16 protein-coding genes are annotated in these 16,711 nt (G+C 67.7%); 2 read left to right on the top strand and 14 right to left on the bottom strand.

The genetic code is table 11. From position 1 onward, the window contains the following. Nucleotides 1-3 precede the first annotated feature (3 nt). From nuoI to ACFTSF_RS13025, 11 genes are all read right to left on the bottom strand, one after another. A complete protein-coding gene (gene nuoI, locus ACFTSF_RS13075) occupies nucleotides 4-558 on the bottom strand; it encodes an NADH-quinone oxidoreductase subunit NuoI (protein WP_380154038.1) in 555 nt (184 codons plus the stop codon). Continuing rightward, on the bottom strand, nucleotides 551-1,873 hold the full coding sequence (gene nuoH, locus ACFTSF_RS13070) for an NADH-quinone oxidoreductase subunit NuoH (RefSeq protein WP_380154037.1): 1,323 nt from the start codon (nucleotides 1,871-1,873) through the stop codon (nucleotides 551-553). Before nuoH ends, nuoI begins: the two co-directional genes overlap by 8 nt. Further along, a complete protein-coding gene (locus tag ACFTSF_RS13065; RefSeq protein ID WP_380154036.1) occupies nucleotides 1,870-4,260 on the bottom strand; it encodes an NADH-quinone oxidoreductase subunit G in 2,391 nt (796 codons plus the stop codon). The genes nuoH and ACFTSF_RS13065 overlap by 4 nt, the downstream gene beginning before the upstream one ends. Beyond that, the gene (nuoF, locus tag ACFTSF_RS13060; protein WP_380154035.1) at nucleotides 4,257-5,558 is read right to left on the bottom strand and encodes an NADH-quinone oxidoreductase subunit NuoF; all 1,302 of its coding nucleotides are present in this window, start codon (nucleotides 5,556-5,558) and stop codon (nucleotides 4,257-4,259) included. The genes ACFTSF_RS13065 and nuoF overlap by 4 nt, the downstream gene beginning before the upstream one ends. Nucleotides 5,559-5,560: 2 nt before the next feature. Next, nucleotides 5,561-6,376 (bottom strand): NADH-quinone oxidoreductase subunit NuoE, encoded by an 816-nt coding sequence (gene nuoE / locus ACFTSF_RS13055; RefSeq protein WP_380154034.1) that lies wholly within the window; start codon nucleotides 6,374-6,376, stop codon nucleotides 5,561-5,563. Next, nucleotides 6,377-7,720 carry an NADH-quinone oxidoreductase subunit D gene (locus ACFTSF_RS13050; RefSeq protein ID WP_344144217.1) on the bottom strand — a complete coding sequence of 448 codons (1,344 nt, stop codon included), beginning with the start codon at nucleotides 7,718-7,720 and terminating at the stop codon, nucleotides 6,377-6,379. Continuing rightward, a complete protein-coding gene (locus tag ACFTSF_RS13045) occupies nucleotides 7,720-8,427 on the bottom strand; it encodes an NADH-quinone oxidoreductase subunit C (RefSeq protein ID WP_380154033.1) in 708 nt (235 codons plus the stop codon). Before ACFTSF_RS13045 ends, ACFTSF_RS13050 begins: the two co-directional genes overlap by 1 nt. Beyond that, complete coding sequence (locus ACFTSF_RS13040) at nucleotides 8,424-8,978, bottom strand: NADH-quinone oxidoreductase subunit B family protein (RefSeq protein WP_344144213.1); 555 nt, start codon at nucleotides 8,976-8,978, stop codon at nucleotides 8,424-8,426. The genes ACFTSF_RS13045 and ACFTSF_RS13040 overlap by 4 nt, the downstream gene beginning before the upstream one ends. Before the next feature lies 1 nt (nucleotide 8,979). Beyond that, nucleotides 8,980-9,339: an NADH-quinone oxidoreductase subunit A gene (locus tag ACFTSF_RS13035; protein WP_380154032.1), complete on the bottom strand. Its 360-nt coding sequence runs from the start codon at nucleotides 9,337-9,339 to the stop codon at nucleotides 8,980-8,982. Between the two features lie 107 nt (nucleotides 9,340-9,446). Then, a complete protein-coding gene (locus tag ACFTSF_RS13030; protein WP_344144210.1) occupies nucleotides 9,447-10,760 on the bottom strand; it encodes a geranylgeranyl reductase family protein in 1,314 nt (437 codons plus the stop codon). A gap of 164 nt (nucleotides 10,761-10,924) precedes the next feature. Further along, nucleotides 10,925-11,623, bottom strand: coding sequence for a demethylmenaquinone methyltransferase (locus tag ACFTSF_RS13025; protein ID WP_380154031.1), 699 nt, complete (start codon nucleotides 11,621-11,623; stop codon nucleotides 10,925-10,927). A gap of 130 nt (nucleotides 11,624-11,753) precedes the next feature. Here ACFTSF_RS13025 and ACFTSF_RS13020 point away from each other — a divergent pair, with 130 nt between their 5' ends. Both ACFTSF_RS13020 and ACFTSF_RS13015 read left to right on the top strand, forming a co-directional pair. Further along, on the top strand, nucleotides 11,754-13,025 hold the full coding sequence (locus ACFTSF_RS13020; protein ID WP_344144206.1) for an isochorismate synthase: 1,272 nt from the start codon (nucleotides 11,754-11,756) through the stop codon (nucleotides 13,023-13,025). Between the two features lie 392 nt (nucleotides 13,026-13,417). Beyond that, nucleotides 13,418-14,035, top strand: coding sequence for an MBL fold metallo-hydrolase (locus tag ACFTSF_RS13015; protein ID WP_380154030.1), 618 nt, complete (start codon nucleotides 13,418-13,420; stop codon nucleotides 14,033-14,035). A gap of 102 nt (nucleotides 14,036-14,137) precedes the next feature. Here ACFTSF_RS13015 and ACFTSF_RS13010 read toward each other — a convergent pair whose 3' ends face one another. The 3 genes from ACFTSF_RS13010 to ACFTSF_RS13000 are packed head-to-tail and all read right to left on the bottom strand — an operon-like array spanning nucleotide 14,138 to nucleotide 16,579. Then, nucleotides 14,138-14,902, bottom strand: coding sequence for a GNAT family N-acetyltransferase (locus tag ACFTSF_RS13010; protein ID WP_380154029.1), 765 nt, complete (start codon nucleotides 14,900-14,902; stop codon nucleotides 14,138-14,140). Further along, on the bottom strand, nucleotides 14,889-15,725 hold the full coding sequence (locus ACFTSF_RS13005; protein WP_380154028.1) for a GNAT family N-acetyltransferase: 837 nt from the start codon (nucleotides 15,723-15,725) through the stop codon (nucleotides 14,889-14,891). Before ACFTSF_RS13005 ends, ACFTSF_RS13010 begins: the two co-directional genes overlap by 14 nt. Next, entirely contained in the window at nucleotides 15,722-16,579 is an 858-nt protein-coding gene (locus ACFTSF_RS13000) for a GNAT family N-acetyltransferase (RefSeq protein ID WP_380154027.1), read from the bottom strand. The genes ACFTSF_RS13005 and ACFTSF_RS13000 overlap by 4 nt, the downstream gene beginning before the upstream one ends. Nucleotides 16,580-16,711 lie beyond the last annotated feature (132 nt).

The raw sequence follows: 16,711 nt of genomic DNA, 5'->3' as shown, positions 1-16,711 counted from the left end.
GGATCACTTGGCGTCACCACCATCGGTGCCGGCCGCGCCGGTCAGGCCGCGGTAGTAGTCCTTCTCGGTCGCGCCCAGCTGCATCGCGTGCGGCGGCTCCTGCATGCCCGGAAGCATCGGGGCCAGCAGGTCCTTCTTCTCGTAGATCAGCGAGGCGCGGCTGGTGTCGGCCAGCTCGTACTCGTTGGTCATCGTGAGCGCCCGGGTCGGGCACGCCTCGATGCACAGTCCACAGAGGATGCAGCGCAGGTAGTTGATCTGGTAGACGCGGCCGTACCGCTCACCGGGCGAGTACCGCTCGGAGTTCTCGCCGTCGACGTTCGAGGCACCCTCGACGTAGATGGCGTCCGCGGGGCAGGCCCAGGCGCACAGCTCGCAGCCGATGCACTTCTCCAGCCCGTCCGGCCAGCGGTTCAGCTGGTGCCGGCCGTGGAAGCGCGGTGCGGTCGGCTTCTTCTCGAACGGGTACTCCTCGGTGAACACCTTGCGGAACATCGTCCGGAAGGTGACCCCGAACCCGGCTACCGGGTCCCAGAGGGACTCTTTGACACTAGCCACGACTGCCTTCCTTGCTGCGACTGTCAGTCTGTGTATCCACGATCGGTGGTGGCACCGGGAACCCGCCGGCGAACGCGTCGAAGTCCTTGCCGTCGGCAACCTCAGGCGTCTTGTCGTCCTTCGGCTTGCCCGGGAGCAGCATGCTGAGCAGTGCCAGCACCACCACGACCCCGGCCGCGACCAGCAGCGTGGTCCGGCTGAAGGTGGTCTCCCGGCCGACCGCGCGGACGGTGGCGACCAGCAGGATCCAGCCCAGGGACACCGGGATCAGGATCTTCCAGCCCAGCTTCATGAACTGGTCGTAGCGCAGTCGCGGCAGCGTTCCGCGCAACCAGATGTAGAAGAAGATGAAGGCCATCAGCTTGCCGAAGAACCACAGCACCGGCCAGTAGCCGGAGTTCGCGCCGTCCCACAGCGAGATCGGCCACGGTGCCTGCCAGCCGCCCAGGAACAGCGTGGTGGCCAGCGCCGACACCGTCGCCATGTTGATGTACTCGGCGAGGAAGAACATCGCGTACTTGATCGAGGAGTACTCGGTCAGGAAGCCCGCGACCAGCTCACCCTCGGCCTCCGGCAGGTCGAACGGCGCCCGGTTCGTCTCACCGATCATCGAGACCACGTAGATCACGAACGACGGGAACAACAGGAACGCGTACCAACCGGGGATCGGGATGTCCACGCCGAACAGGTTCACCGTCTGGTGCGTGCTCTGCGCCGCGACGATCTCCGAGGTGGACATCGAGCCGGCGAACAGGAACACCGTCACCAGCGCCAGGCCCATGCCGACCTCGTAGGAGATCATCTGGGCGCTGGAGCGCAGACCACCGAGCAGCGAGTACGTCGAGTTGGACGACCAGCCGCCGAGCACGATGCCGTAGATACCGATCGAGGCGATCGCCATCACGTACAGCACCGAGACCGGCAGGTCGGTGAGCTGCAACCGGGTGTAGGTCTCGGTGAAGGGGATTTTCACGGTCGGCCCGAACGGGATCACCGCGAAGGTCAGGAAGGCCGGTACGGCGACGATCACCGGCGCCAGCACGTAGACGAACCGGTCCACGCCCTTCGGCATCAGGTCTTCCTTGAGCATCAGCTTCACACCGTCGGCCAGCGACTGCAGCAGACCGAAGGGTCCGTGCACGTTCGGTCCGACCCGGTGCTGCATCCGCGCCACCACCCGGCGTTCCCACCAGATGTTGAACAGCGTCAGCACGACCAGCAGCACGAAGATGATCAGCACCTTGAGGCCGATCACCCACCACGGGTCATGGCCGACCCCCGCATCCGGCGGGGCAGCCAGCGGGATCATCGTCATGCGTTTCCTCCGGCGATCGTCACGATCGATCCGTGATCGGCGTGCAGCGAACGACGTACGTGCGAGTCGGCCGAGTTGGTCGGCAGCCACACCACGTTGTCGGTCATCGGGGTGATCGCGACCGGCAGCCGGATCGAGCCGGCGTCGGTGCTGATCACCAGCTCGTCACCGTCGGCGAGGCCGACGCGGTGCGCCGTGGTCACCGAGAGCCGGGCGACCGGCTTGCGCGCGGTCGCCGTCAGGTGCGGCTCGCCGTCGCAGGCGCGGCTGTCGTCGATCAGCATCCGCCAGGTCGCCAGGCGAGTGGAGTCGAAGGCGCCGAGCGCCGGACCGGCCGGGTACGTCGGCTCCTGCGAGCGGTCTCCGTCCCAGCGACCGAGCTCGTCGTACTCGCGCTTGGCGCCGGCCGGGGTGGTGAACCCGAGCGTGAGGTCCATCTCCTGGGCCAGTGCGGCCAGGGCGCGGACATCCGGCATCGCGGCCGGCACCTTGAGAACCACCGGGAACGGCCGCTCGCGACCCTCCCAGTTCACGAAGGTGCCGTCCTTCTCCGCCGGCGGAACCACCGGGAAGACGACGTCGGCGTGCTCGGTCACCTGCGAGTTGCGAACCTCGAAGCTGACCACGAACGGCGCTGCGGCCAGTGCGGCCAGCGCAGCGGCCGGGTCGGGCAGGTCGTCGACCTCGACGCCCGCCACGACCAGTGCGTCCAGCGACGCAGCCGATGCGAGGATCTCAGTCAGGTCCTTACCCGGCGTGGCCGGAAGGCTGTCGACACCCCACGCGGCCTGCAGGTCAACGCGCGCCTGCGCGTCGGAGACCAGGCGGCCACCGGGGAGCAGGCCCGGCAGACAACCGGCCTCGAGCGCACCGCGGTCACCAGCGCGACGCGGGATCCAGGCCAGCTGCGCACCCGTGTCGAGCGCCAGCCGCAGCGCGGCCGAGTACCCACCCGGGACGCTGGCCAGCCGCTCGCCGACGATGATGATCGAGTCCGCACCGAGCGCGGCCTTGGCCTCACCGCTCAGGTCGGACAGTACGGCGGCCTCCGTGCCCGGCGCGGCCGGTACGACGACGCCGTTCAGCTTCTCGACTCCGCGCGAGGCGAAGGCAGCGACCGTGAACACCTTGGTGCCGTGGGCCTTGACCGCCTTGCGCAGCCGCAGGAACACCGACGGCGCTTCCTCTTCCGGCTCGAACCCGGCGAACAGCACGGATCCGGCCTTCTCGAGATCGGCGAACGTCGTACCGAGGCCGCTACCGGCCACCGCGGCGGCCAGGAAGTCGGCCTCCTCGGCGGAGTGCGGACGGGCCCGGAAGTCGATGTTGTTGCTGCCGAGGGCGACCCGCGCGAACTTCGAGTACGCGTAGGCGTCCTCGAGGGTCAGCCGGCCACCGGTCAGGACGGCCGCGTTGCCCCGGGCCGCGGTCAGCTTCTCCGCGGTGAAGGACAACGCCTCCGGCCACGAAGCCGGCCGCAGTACGCCGTCCTCGCGGATCATCGGGTGGGTCAGCCGGTCGCCGGTGCTCGCGTAGTTGAACGCGAACCGGTCCTTGTCCGAGATCCACTCCTCGTTGACCTGCGGGTCGTCACCGGACAGCCGGCGCATCACCTTGCCGCGCCGGTAGTCGACGCGGATCGCGGCACCGGACGCGTCGTGCTCGGCCACCGACGGCACCGAGACCAGGTCGAACGGCCGCGACCGGAACCGGTACGCCGCGCTGGTCAGCGCACCGACCGGGCAGATCTGGATGGTGTTACCGGAGAAGTAGCTCTCGAAGGGCTCCTTCTCGTAGATGCCGACCTGCTGCAGCGCACCCCGCTCGATCAGCGCGATGAACGGGTCACCGGCGATCTGCTCGGAGAAGCGGGTGCAGCGCGCGCAGAGGATGCAGCGCTCGCGGTCCAGCAGCACCTCGGCCGAGATGTTGATCGGCTTCGGGTAGGTCCGCTTGATCTCGTGGAAGCGGGTCTCGCCGCGGCCGTTCGTCATCGCCTGGTTCTGCAGCGGGCACTCGCCGCCCTTGTCGCAGACCGGGCAGTCCAGCGGGTGGTTGATCAGCAGGAATTCCATCTGACCGTGCTGGGCCTTGTCGGCGACCGGTGAGCTCACCTGGGTGCGAACCACCATGCCGTCGGCGACGGTGATCGTGCAGGAGGCCTGCGGCTTCGGCATCCCGCGGCCGTTGCCGGCGTCGGTGATCTCGACCAGGCACTGCCGGCAGGCGCCGACCGGGTCGAGCAGCGGGTGGTCGCAGAACCGCGGGATCTGGATCCCGATCTGCTCCGCGGCCCGGATCAGCAGGGTGTTCTTCGGAACCTTGACCTCGATGTCGTCGATGGTGACGGTGATCAGGTCGGTCCGCTCCACTTCAGCGGTCGTCATGCGTTAGCTCCAGCAGTCGCGAAGACGGTGCTTGCCATCGGGTCCAACGGGCAGCCGCCGTGGGTGAAGTGCGCCAGGTACTCGTCCTTCAAGTGCGCGATCGAGCTGGTGATCGGCGCGGTCGCACCGTCGGCCAGCGCGCAGAACGAGCGGCCGGTGATGTTCTCGCTCAGGTCGAGCAGGGTCTCCAGGTCCGCTTCGGACCCCTGGCCCTTCTCGAGCCGCTCGAGGATCTGCACCAGCCACCAGGTGCCCTCACGGCACGGGGTGCACTTGCCACAGGACTCGTGCTTGTAGAACTCGGTCCAGCGCAGTACGGCGCGGACCACGCACACGGTCTCGTCGAAGATCTGCAGGGCCTTGGTACCCAGCATCGAGCCGACCGCGCCGACACCCTCGTAGTCCAGCGGGACATCGAGGTGCTCGGCGGTCAGCAGCGGTGTCGACGAACCGCCCGGCGTCCAGAACTTCAGCTCGTGGCCCTCGCGGATACCGCCGGCCAGGTCGATCAGCTGGCGCAGCGTGATGCCCATCGGCGCCTCGTACTGGCCCGGGCGGGTGACGTGCCCGGACAGCGAGTACAGCGTCATGCCCTTGGACTTCTCGGTGCCCATCGAGGAGAACCAGTCCGCGCCGTTCTTGATCACGGCGGGAACAGAAGCGATCGACTCGACGTTGTTGATCACTGTGGGGCATCCGTACAGACCGGCGACCGCCGGGAACGGGGGACGCAGCCGAGGTTGACCACGACGCCCTTCCAGCGAGTCGAGCAGCGCCGTCTCCTCGCCACAGATGTAGGCGCCGGCGCCGGCGTGCACGACGACGTCCAGGTCGTAGCCGGTGCCGAGGATGTTGGTGCCGATGAAGCCGGCGTCCTTGGCCTCCTGGACCGCCTGCTGCAGCCGGCGGATCACGTGCAGGACCTCACCGCGGACGTAGATGAAGGCGACACTCGCGCGGATCGCGTACGACGAGATGATGACGCCCTCGACCAGGGTGTGCGGCGAGGCCATCATCAGCGGGATGTCCTTGCAGGTGCCCGGCTCGGACTCGTCGGCGTTCACCACCAGGTACTTCGGCTTCGGGTTGTCCTGCGGGATGAACGACCACTTCATCCCGGTCGGGAAGCCCGCGCCGCCACGACCGCGCAGACCGGAGTCCTTGACGGCGGTGACCACGTCGGCCGGCTGCATCGCCAGCGCCGTACGGAGGGCGTCGTACCCGCCCGTGCGCTGGTACGACGAGAGCTGCCAGGCGTTGATCTGGTCCCAGTTGTCGGACAGTACCGGGGTCAGCATGGTCAGTTCTCCTTCCGCGAATCGTCGCCGTTGACCGCTTGGGATTCCTTGCCCGGCTGGTCTTCCGGACGCGGACCCGGTACGGCGTCCAGCGGGGCCGGCGCGCTGCCGTTGCTGCTGCTGCCGTTCGGGGCGGTCCAGTTGCGCTCGCGGGCCAGGCGGAGGCCGGCCAGCGAGGCCTTGCCACCGGTCGGGCCCTCGTCGGCGCGGCCGTCGGGGAAGCCGGCCAGCACCCGCTCGGCCTCGCGCCAGGAGCAGATGGTGGCGCCCCGCGGCGACTTCACCTCGGTGCCCTCGCGCAGGTCGTCGACCAGCTGGGTGGCCGACTCCGGCGTCATGTCGTCGAAGAACTCCCAGTTCACCGTCATCACCGGCGCGTAGTCGCAGGCGGCGTTGCACTCGATGTGCTCGAGGGTGATCTTGCCGTCCTCGGTGGTCTCGTCGTTCCCGACGTCGAGGTGACTCTTCAGCCGCTCGAAGATCAGGTCGCCGCCCATCACCGCGCAGAGCGTGTTGGTGCAGACCCCGACGTGGTACTCGCCGACCGGGCGGCGCTTGTACATCGTGTAGAAGGTCGCCACCGCGGAAACCTCGGCGCCGGTCAGCCCGAGCACGTCGGCGCAGGCCTCGATGCCCTCCGGGGTGACCCGGCCCTCGACCGACTGCACCAGGTGCAGCATCGGCAGCAGGGCCGAGCGGCCGACCGGGTACCGGGCGGCCAGCTCGCGCATCTCCGCGATCGTGGTCTCGGTGATGTTCGAGTCACCGGTGCTGTAAGGGACCGGGACGTTGGTCGCAGTCGCGTGATCGTTGGCCATCTATCGGTCCACTCCACCCATTACCGGGTCAAGGCTGGCAACGGCGACGATCACGTCGGCCACCTGTGAGCCCTCACACATGATCGGCATCGCCTGCAGGTTTGCGAAGGACGGGTCCCGGAAGTGCACCCGGTACGGCTTGGTGCCGCCGTCGGAGACGACGTGACAGCCCATCTCGCCGCGCGGCGACTCGATCGCCACGTAGGCCTGACCGGCCGGCACCCGGAACCCTTCGGTGACGAGCTTGAAGTGATGGATCAGGGCTTCCATCGACTCGCCCATGATGTGCTTGATGTGGTCGAGCGAGTTGCCCATCCCGTCGCTGCCGACCGCCAGCTGGCTCGGCCAGCCGATCTTCTTGTCGGCCACCATCACCGGGTCGCCGTCCATCTTCTCCAGCCGGTCGGCGCACTGCTCGATGATCTTCAGCGACTCCCACATCTCCTGCAGCCGGACCCGGAAGCGGCCGTACGAGTCCGAGCTGTCCCAGGTCGGGACGTCGAAGTCGTAGGTCTCGTAGCCGCAGTACGGCTGGGTCTTGCGCAGGTCCAGCGCGTAGCCGGTCGACCGCACCGTCGGTCCGGAGATGCCCAGCGCCATACAGCCGGCCAGGTCCAGGTAGCCGACGTCCTTCAGCCGCGCCTTGAAGATCGGGTTGGCGTTGCAGAGTTCGGCGTACTCCGGGAGGTGCTTGTTCATCCAGGTGATGTACTCGCGGATCTTGTCCAGGGCGCCCGGGGGCAGGTCCTGGGCGACCCCGCCGGGCCGGATGAACGCGTGGTTCATCCGCAGGCCGGTGATCAGCTCGAACAGGTCCAGCGTCATCTCGCGCTCGCGGAACCCGATCGTCATCACGGTCAGCGCGCCGATCTCCATACCGCCGGTGGCGATACAGACCAGGTGGCTGCTGATCCGGTTGAGCTCCATCAGGAGCACCCGGAGCACGTTGGCCTTCTCGGGGATCTGGTCCTCGATACCGAGCAGCTTCTCGACCGCCAGGCAGTACGCCGTCTCGTTGTAGAACGGCGAGAGGTAGTCCATCCGGGTCACGAAGGTGACGCCCTGGGTCCAGGAGCGGAACTCCATGTTCTTCTCGATACCGGTGTGCAGGTAGCCGATGCCGCAGCGGGCCTCGGTCACCGTCTCACCGTCGAGCTCGAGAATCAGCCGGAGCACACCGTGCGTCGACGGGTGCTGCGGCCCCATGTTGACCACGACCCGCTCTTCGGGCTCCTCGCCGAGGCCGGCCACCACCGAGTCCCAGTCCTGACCGGTGACGGTGAAGACCTTGCCTTCGGTGGTGTCGCGCGTCGTCGCGTAGGGGTCTGCGTGTGTTTCGGTCATCAGTTGTACGACCTCCGCGTGTCGGGCGGCGGGATGACGGCGCCCTTGTACTCGACGTCGATGCCGCCGAGCGGGTAGTCCTTGCGCTGCGGGTGCCCCGGCCAGTCGTCGGGCATCTGGATCCGGGTCAGTGCCGGGTGCCCGTCGAAGATGATGCCGAAGAAGTCCCAGGTCTCGCGCTCGTGCCAGTCGTTGGCCGGGTACACCGAGACGATCGACGGGATGTGCGGGTCGGCGTCCGGGCAGGACACCTCGAGCCGGATCCGCCGGTTGTGGGTGATCGAGAACAGGTGGTAGACCGCGTGCAGCTCGCGACCGGTCTCGTGCGGGTAGTGCACACCGCTGACACCGGAGCAGAACTCGAAGCGCAGCGCCTCGTCGTCCCGCAGCTGCTGGCAGACCGCGACCAGTTGCTCGCGGGCCACGTGCAGGGTCAGCTCGTTGCGGTCGACGACGACCTTCTCGAGCGCGTCACCACCGACCAGACCCTCGAGCCGGTCGACGGCTCCGTCGAACCACGAGCCGTACGGCTTCGGCGTACCGCCGGGAAGTGCGACCTGGCGGCGCAGGCCGCCGAAGCCGGAGGTGTCGCCGGTCCCGCGGACACCGAACATGCCTTCGCGCTGGTCGATGACCTCGGCTCCAGGCGTCTGAGCGTCGCCGGCCTCCGAGGTCGCCGGAAGGTTCTCCGGCTGGTGCTCACTCATCGAAGGAGACCCTTCATCTCAAGCGTCGGAGCGGCCGTCAGTGCGGCGGCCTCCTGCTCGGCCTGCAGCGCCTTCTTGTGCGCGCCGAGCTTGCTGTGCTGGATCTGGTCGTGGATCTTCAGGAACGCGTCCAGCAGCATCTCCGGCCGCGGCGGGCAGCCGGGCAGGTACATGTCGACCGGGACCACGTGGTCCACGCCCTGGACGACGGCGTAGTTGTTGAACATGCCGCCGGACGAGGCGCAGACACCCATCGCGAGCACCCACTTCGGGCCCGCCATCTGGTCGTAGATCTGGCGCAGTACCGGGGCCATCTTCTGACTGACCCGGCCGGCCACGATCATCAGGTCGGCCTGCCGCGGCGACGCCCGGAAGACCTCCATGCCGAACCGGGCCGCGTCGTACCGCGGTGCGCCGGTGGTCATCATCTCGATCGCGCAGCAGGCCAGACCGAAGGTCGCCGGCCACAGCGACGCCTTCCGCATGTAGCCGAGCAGACCTTCGACGGTGCCCAGCAGTACGCCGGCCGGAAGCTGTTCTTCTAGACCCATATCAGTCCCACTCCAGTCCACCGCGACGCCACACATAGGAGTACGCGATGAAGACGGTGACGATGAAGATGACCATCTCGACCAACCCGAACAGCGCCATCTGGTCGAAGGCCACCGCCCACGGGTAGAGGAAGACGATCTCGATGTCGAACACGATGAAGAGCATCGCGGTGATGTAGTACTTCACCGGGAAGCGGCCACCGCCGACCGGCTGCGGGGTCGGCTCGATCCCGCACTCGTACGAGTCGAGCTTGGCCCGGTTGTAACGCTTCGGGCCGACCAGCGCGCTCACGGTGATGCTGCCCAGCACGAAGAGCGCCGCGAGTACACCGAGAGCGAGGATCGGGACGTAGGGGTGCATCGCTCTGGGCTCCTTCCTTACAGCCGGTGGTCGGTGTCTTTTTCAGTTCGTTTCAGCCAGCACTGTGTTATCAGTACCGGAGTGACTCAGCTCACTCGCCCCGCCGATCAGGCGGCCGGTGCGACCTTCGTGAGCCCGTTGATGATCTTGTCCATCACGTCCCCGTCACGCGGGTCGGTGAGGTTGGCCAGCAACTTCAGGGTGAACTTCATCAAGGTGGTGCGCGGCAGACCGTACTTCGTGCAGAGCCGCATCACCTCCGGATTTCCGATCAGCTTCACGAAGACCCGGCCCAGCGAGTAGTAGCCGCCCCACTCCTGCTTCAGCGCCTTCGGGTACGCCGACAGCGCGCGCTCGCGCTGGTTCGGCTGCCGGTGCAGGGCCTGGGCGGCGACCTCGGCGGCGAACATCCCGGACTCCATCGCGTACGGGATGCCCTCGCCGTTGAACGGGTTGACCATGCCGCCGGCGTCGCCGAGCAGCATCAGCCCGCGGGTGTAGTGCGGCTGCCGGTTGAAGCCCATCGGCAGCGCCGCCCCGCGGATCGGGATGGTCTGGAACTCGTCGCGGAACTGCCACTCCTCCGGCGTGTTCTTCAGCCACGCCTTCAGCAGGTCGGCGTAGTCGACCTTGCCGAAGGCATCGGAGGTGTTCAGGATGCCGAGGCCGACGTTCACGGTGCCGTCGCCCATCCCGAAGATCCAGCCGTAGCCGGGCAGCAGCAGCTTCTGGCCGGTCTGCTTGGGGTCGTCGGCCCACAGCTCGAGCCAGGACTCCAGGTAGTCGTCGTCGTGCCGCGGGCTGGTGAAATACGTCCGTACGGCGACGCCCATCGGCCGGTCGTCGCGCTTGTGCAGGCCCATCCCGATGCTCAGTCGCGACGAGTTGCCGTCGGCCGCCATCACCAGTGGCGCCCGGAACTCGATGTCGGCGCCGTCCCGGCGGCCGTTGTCGTCGACCGGCTTCGCGGTGACACCGACGATGTGACCCTTGTCGTCGAGGATCGGGCCAGTGACGTTGGTCCGCTCGCGCAACTGCGCGCCGGCCTTGACCGCCTGCCGCGCGAGCAGGTCGTCGAAGTCCATCCGGTTCCGGGTCAGGCCGTAGTTCGGGTGGCTGGCCAGATCCGGCCAGTCGAGCTGGAGGACATGTCCGGCGCCCTGGATCCGCAGCCCGTAGTTGCGGATCCAGCCGGCCTCTTCGGAGATGTCGATGCCCATGTTGATGAGCTGCTTGGTCCCGCGCGGGGTGAGCCCGTCACCGCAGACCTTCTCCCGCGGGAACGCGGTCTTCTCCAGCAGCAGGACGTCGAGGCCGGCGTTGGCCAGGTGGTACGCCGCGGAGGAACCTGCGGGTCCGGCGCCGACGACGATCACATCGGCTGACTCCGACTGCTGCCCGCTCGGCACGCTCTCGCTCATCTCATCCCGACCTGGAAGTTGGGGGCTCTATAGGCTGGCTCAGGGCTCGTGAAGGGATTCACTAAGCCTGGTCATCCGACAGTCTAGGACTGCCTGACGCGGACACGAAACTCGCCCCAACCCCCTTGCCAGCAAGCAAATTACGCGCCGTTTTCGTTGCGTAATTAAGCCGGTTTCACCGCCCGGTGGATGGCGACCAGACCACCGGTCAGATTGGCCCAGTGCACTCGCGTCCACCCGGCCGCCTCGATCGTCCGGGCCAACGGCTCCTGCGGCAGCCAGGCCCGCGTCGACTCCGCCAGGTACTCGTACGCCTCGGGGTTGCTCGACACCACCTTCGCCACCGCCGGTACGGCGCGCATCATGTACTCGAGGTAGACCACCCGGAACGGCTTCCAGGTCGGATGCGACTGCTCGAGGATCACGAGCCGGCCGCCCGGCCGGGTCACCCGGAGCATCTCCTGCAGTGCGACGGTGACGTCGTTCACGTTCCGCAGGGCCCACGAGATCGTCACCACGTCGAACGTGTCGTCGGCGAACGGCAGCCGCAGCGCGTCCCCCGCGATCAGGTCCAGCTCGGGGTGGTTCCGCTTCCCGACCCGCAGCATCCCGACCGAGAAGTCGCACGACACCACCTCGGCCCCGGCCTCGCGCAACTTGATACTCGACGCGCCGGTCCCGGCCGCCAGATCGAGGATCTTCATCCCCTTCCGCGGCGCGATCTCGGCCAGCGTCGCCGGCCGCCAGACCAGCTTCTCCAGCCCCATCGTGGCGACCGCGTTCGTCCGGTCGTACCCCTCCGCCACGTTGTCGAACATGGCGGCCACAGCGTGCGGATCTTTGCTCAAGTCGGCGCGGGTCACTTGTCTAGTTCATCACGGCCGCGACAGGCGCTGAAATTCGCTGGACATCGGACGGTCGTACGCTTGCCTCTCGTGGGTGCATTAGCGGCCGTCGTGATCCGGGGCCTGAGCGCTAGCGAGGAGTGGATGCGTGAGTCTGTCTGAGCCGGTCCGATCCGGTCATCAGTCCGCACCGCAGTTGGTGGTTCGGAGCCAGCCGGTGCGCGGGGTCGCAGCGCAGTTGATCGATCACCTGCCGGCTGAGGGTGGGCTGAGCTGGGTACGACGTGGCGACGGTCACATCGGCTGGGGAGTCGCGGCGCGACTCGACGTTGCCGGTGGCAACCGCTTTCGGGACGCCGTGCTGTGGTGGCAGGAGCTGGTCGGATCCGCCGTCGTACGGGACGAGATCGGCGTACCAGGCTCTGGACTGGTCTGCTTCGGATCGTTCGGTTTCACCGACGAGGATCCGGGTGAGCTGGTGGTCCCCGAGGTGATCGTCGGCCGGCGTGGCGGTACCACCTGGGTGACGACGATCTCACCCGCGAGCTCACTCGCCGCACCTCCCGATCTGGTCACACACGAGGCCTCCCCCGTGTACGACGTCACGTTCGCCGACGGAGCGCGGTCCGGGACGGACTGGTCGAGCATCGTGGCCGACGCGATCAAGCGGATCACCTCCGGTGAGCTCGACAAGGTGGTGCTGGCCCGCGACCTGATCGCGATCGCCGAACAGCCGATCGACCTGCGGTGGCCGCTTCGGCGGTTGGCGACGGCGTACCCGAACTGCTGGACCTTCTCGGTTGACGGGTTGATCGGGGCAACGCCCGAGCTGCTGGTACGCCGGGAGAAGGGCCTGATCACGTCCCGCGTGCTGGCCGGGACAATTCGCCGTACCGGGGACGACGCGCACGACTTGGCTTTGGCGGCGTCGCTGGCGCGGTCGTCGAAGGACCTGGAGGAGCACGAGTTCGCCGTACGGTCGGTGGCTGATGCTTTGAAGCCGCACTGCAAGTCGATGAACGTGCCGGAGACCCCGTTCGTCCTACACCTGCCGAACGTGATGCACCTCGCCACCGACGTCGCCGGCGTCGCCAACAACGGCGCCTCCGCCCTAGGCCTCGCCGCCGCCCTCCACCCGTCAGCAGCAGTCTGCGGTACGCCGACCCCGGTGGCACGCGACCTCATCGGCGAGATCGAAGGCATGCAACGCGGCCGCTTCAGCGGCCCGGTCGGCTGGATGGACGCCGCCGGCGACGGCGAGTGGTGCATAGCCCTCCGCTGCGGCCAAGCCGACCCCGAAGACCCCCGCCGCATGCGCCTCTTCGCCGGCGCCGGCATAGTCGCCGGCTCCGACCCCACAGCCGAACTAGCCGAAACCAACGCCAAACTAGTCCCCATGCGAGACGCCCTCGGCGACTAGTTGATTCCCCCACCCGGGCACGCCTGTCGGGGCGCTCGGTGTGTTGCCCACCCCAGCATGAGCCTGGCTGGCCGCGGCGGGTTGCTCACCCGCCGCGGAAGTTGGATGCCGCGCCCAGCGCAACCACCTTGAGCACGGCTCAGTCACGTGCGCACGCGAGACGTGGTCGATGGGCGCCCAAAGTGATCCGTCGCCGGGACCTTGAGCACGGCTCGATCACTCGCGTCAGCGAAACGTGGTCGGTGCGCGCACAAAGTGATCCGTCGCCGGGACCTTGAGCACGGATCAGCCGCGCGTGCGGGCGGGATGTGGTTGGTGGGTGCTCAAGGTGGCGCACGCTCGGTCCGCGGCGGGCTGGAATTGCGCGGGACGGTCACTAGGCTGGGGTTGTGATGAAGCTGACGAAGTTTGCGCATGCTTGTGTTCGGCTCGAGAAGGATGGGAAGACGCTGCTCGTCGACCCGGGTTCATTCAGCGAGGACGCGGTGTTCGAGCGAGCTGACGCCGTACTGGTCACGCATGAGCACCAGGACCATCTCGACATCGAGCGCGTGAAGGCTTTGAACGTGCCGGTCTACACGAACGCCGGTGTTGCCGCGCAACTGGCCGAGCTCGGCGATCGCGTGCATGTCGTCGAAGGTGGTCAGTCGTTTGACGCGGCTGGGTTCGCGGTCAGCGCGTATGGCAAGGACCACGCGGTGATCCTGCCCGAATGGGGCGTGCCGTGCGAGAACGTCGGGTTCCTGATCGACGACGCGGTCTACCACCCCGGCGACTCCTTCACCCAGCCCGACCGCGCCGTACACACGAACCTGGTCCCCATCTCCGGCCCGTGGTTCGCCCTCCCGCCGGCCGTCGACTACGCGCGCACGGTGAAGGCCGAGCAGCTGGTAGGCATCCACGACGCCCTCCTGTCGGAGATCGGCCTCGGCATGATGCCCCGCTTCCTCAACTCCAACGAGCGCCCCTACCGCAAACTCGCCCAGGGCGACTCCCTCACCATCGCCTAACCCCGCGCCTCCTCCACGCGCATTTCAACGGATATCCCCGCAATGTGCTGGTTCTCCCCTCAAGTTTTGAGGGGAGAAGGGGCGACCTGAACGGAGATCCGTTCAAATGGGAGCGGAGGGGTGGTGCGGTGGGTCGGCGGTGAAGCGGCGGAGGTCGGTTACGGGGGTGAAGCCGAGGCGTTGGTAGACGCGATGGGAGTCGGGGTTGCCGAGGTCTGTGCGTAGGCAGACCTGGGTTTGCGGGTGGAAGAGCTGGGCCAGGTGGGCGGTCATGGCGGTGCCGTAGCCGTGGCGGCGGTGGGTGGCGGGCGTGTAGATCGGGCCTAGGCGTACGACGCCGCGCAGCGCCGGGCGGTGTGCGCCGAGGGTCACGGGCTCACCGTCGACCTCGAGGAGCCAGAGGCGGTGAGCCTCGATCAGCTTGTGGACGGCCGCCGCAAGGTCAGCCGCTCGGTCGCCGGGGACCCAACCTCGGCGCTCGTCCTCGGCACGACCCATTTCGTCCAGCCACTCCGCACACGCCGGTACGTCGGCCGCTTCGGCCAGGCGAGGTGTGCCGACGGCTCGCGGTGGACGCAGCTCGGTCAGGCGGTAGAGTCGAACACCGCCTACCTCGCGGAATTGCTTGCCCGTGGCAACCGACCACGCCTCGGCAAATCGTCCAGCGGGTTCACCTGCGCCTTCGATACCGGTCGAATGCGGCGCCACCTTGAGAAGCGCGGCAACCAGGGCGGAAGACGGATCCGGTACGTCGCCCAACCGGATCCCCCGCGGTTCGCGCGCGACCGCGAACCCGCCGGCGACCTCGACCAGGGTCCCGCCCTGGTCCAGTTCCTCCAGCAGGGCAAGGTGTTCAGGTGAACGCATACCCGACGAAGTCCTGCACCGGGCGGTAGCCGATCGCAGCGTAGATCTTGTTCGACGTCGGGTTCGCGAGATCGGTCATCAGGCAGACCTGATCGCCCGCCTCGCGAAGTTGCCGAGTCACATGCGCGGTCAGCGCACTGGCGTACCCACGACCACGGTGCTCCACCGGCGTGTAAACCGGCCCGACCCGAACCGCACCGAAGACCGGGCTCTGGTGACCGACCATCGTCACGATCGCCTCGTCCTCCCAGACCCAGAGGCGCTGCCTGTCCACGCGCTGCTGCAGCCAGTCACGGTCAGCATCAATGCCCTCCGCAGAATGACCGACCTCCAAGCGGTAAGCGCCGAACATCGGCGTCAACGTGTCTAGGTCACCATCGACAGCGAGTCGCGGCGCCCCCTCGGCCTTCTGCTCGACGAACTCACCCAGCACGTGCAGCCGGGACCGGTCAACGACAGCAAACGCCCGCCCGACGCGAGCGCCGTACAGCTCGGCAAACAACCGCGCCGAATCCTCCGCCCCGTGCACAGTCCGAGCCCCGGGCTTCACCACAGCCAGTACGTCGACCACCGGCGGCACCAGTTCGACCGGCAGACCGCCGAGGCCGATCCCACGCAACGCCGTCCAGATGGCCGCCCCGATCACCTCGTCGGTGCCGGAGTGCACGGAGACGAAGACCGGCGGTTCCGGATCGTTCATGATCCCTCGAACGCGGTCAGCGACATTCGTCAGCAGCGAGGTGTTCAGCACCGGATCGCGTTGCAGATAAGGGAAAACCAGCTCCTGAAAGGCCGCGGCGTCGTACGTCGCCCGCGCGATCACGAGGTGAACTCCAGGACCACGAAGTCGGCGACCGGACGATACCCCGCCTCGTGGTAGATCTTGTTCGAGGTCGGGTTGTCCAGGTCCGTGTAAAGACACGCCTCGTTGCCGCCAGCAAGGATCTCCGCGGTCACGTAGCTGGTCAGCGCACCAGCATACCCATGGCGCCGGTGCTCCGGTGGCGTGTAGACCGGACCGACCCGGCAGACGCCGAAGATCGGCCGGTGGTAGCCGACCATGCTCACCGCCTCGCCGTCGACCTCCCAGATCCACATCGTGTTCTCGGCCAGCTTGTGCTCAGCCCAGTCGCGGGTGTCGTCACCCAGTTCCGGGAAGCCGTCCCGCCCCCACGCCGCGACCAGGTCGATGTCCTCGGACTGCATCAGTCGCGCGACTCCGGCCTCGGCGGTCAGCTGCGCCGGAGTGATCAGCTTGTGCAGCCGGGTCCGCATCGCCTCCGCCACCTGACCGCCACGTCGCTCACACCAGCGCTCCGCGAACCGGTGCGCCGCGGCCGCGTCACCGGCGACTCCGCCCGGCACCACTTCGTCGTACACACCCTCGGAGACCACACCGTCGTACAGCTCGAGATACCGATCGGTCACCAGGTCCACGAGGTCCGCGCGCAGCGACCCCAGGTAGACACCGCGCCCGGCCGTGCGCATCGCAACCCCGACCACGTCGTCGTCATGGACAGAGACGAAGTACGGCGGGATGTCGTCGGCCGGCCGGATGCCGACGGCCCGTTCGTGCACGTTGCTGAGGATGACCGTGTTCAGCACCGGATCCTGTTGCAGGAAAGGGAAGACGAGTTCCGAGAAGTCAGCCGGGTCACTGGTCACCTGGACGCGCATGGTCGGGAGACTACGCCTCCCTGAGTGCCACCGGCGAACCCATTTGGGTAGGGGAAAGTCCACCTGGGTCCGGGGGTGACGACCATCGAGTGCGCACCGGATTACCGGGAGTGTTGGGGCAAGCCACTCCAA

This window comes from Kribbella sp. NPDC056951 (assembly GCF_042674205.1).
Taxonomy (GTDB): Bacteria; Actinomycetota; Actinomycetes; order Propionibacteriales; family Kribbellaceae; genus Kribbella; species Kribbella yunnanensis.
This window is presented reverse-complemented; position numbering and strand designations above follow the sequence as displayed.

Coding starts and splice junctions, on each gene's coding strand:
- nuoH (WP_380154037.1), bottom strand. CDS start 1,873: ATGACGATGATCCCGCTGGCTGCCCCGCCGGATGCGGGGGTCGGCCAT.
- ACFTSF_RS13065 (WP_380154036.1), bottom strand. CDS start 4,260: ATGACGACCGCTGAAGTGGAGCGGACCGACCTGATCACCGTCACCATC.
- nuoF (WP_380154035.1), bottom strand. CDS start 5,558: ATGCTGACCCCGGTACTGTCCGACAACTGGGACCAGATCAACGCCTGG.
- nuoE (WP_380154034.1), bottom strand. CDS start 6,376: ATGGCCAACGATCACGCGACTGCGACCAACGTCCCGGTCCCTTACAGC.
- ACFTSF_RS13050 (WP_344144217.1), bottom strand. CDS start 7,720: ATGACCGAAACACACGCAGACCCCTACGCGACGACGCGCGACACCACC.
- ACFTSF_RS13045 (WP_380154033.1), bottom strand. CDS start 8,427: ATGAGTGAGCACCAGCCGGAGAACCTTCCGGCGACCTCGGAGGCCGGC.
- ACFTSF_RS13040 (WP_344144213.1), bottom strand. CDS start 8,978: ATGGGTCTAGAAGAACAGCTTCCGGCCGGCGTACTGCTGGGCACCGTC.
- ACFTSF_RS13035 (WP_380154032.1), bottom strand. CDS start 9,339: ATGCACCCCTACGTCCCGATCCTCGCTCTCGGTGTACTCGCGGCGCTC.
- ACFTSF_RS13030 (WP_344144210.1), bottom strand. CDS start 10,760: ATGAGCGAGAGCGTGCCGAGCGGGCAGCAGTCGGAGTCAGCCGATGTG.
- ACFTSF_RS13015 (WP_380154030.1), top strand. CDS start 13,418: ATGAAGCTGACGAAGTTTGCGCATGCTTGTGTTCGGCTCGAGAAGGAT.
- ACFTSF_RS13010 (WP_380154029.1), bottom strand. CDS start 14,902: ATGCGTTCACCTGAACACCTTGCCCTGCTGGAGGAACTGGACCAGGGC.
- ACFTSF_RS13000 (WP_380154027.1), bottom strand. CDS start 16,579: ATGCGCGTCCAGGTGACCAGTGACCCGGCTGACTTCTCGGAACTCGTC.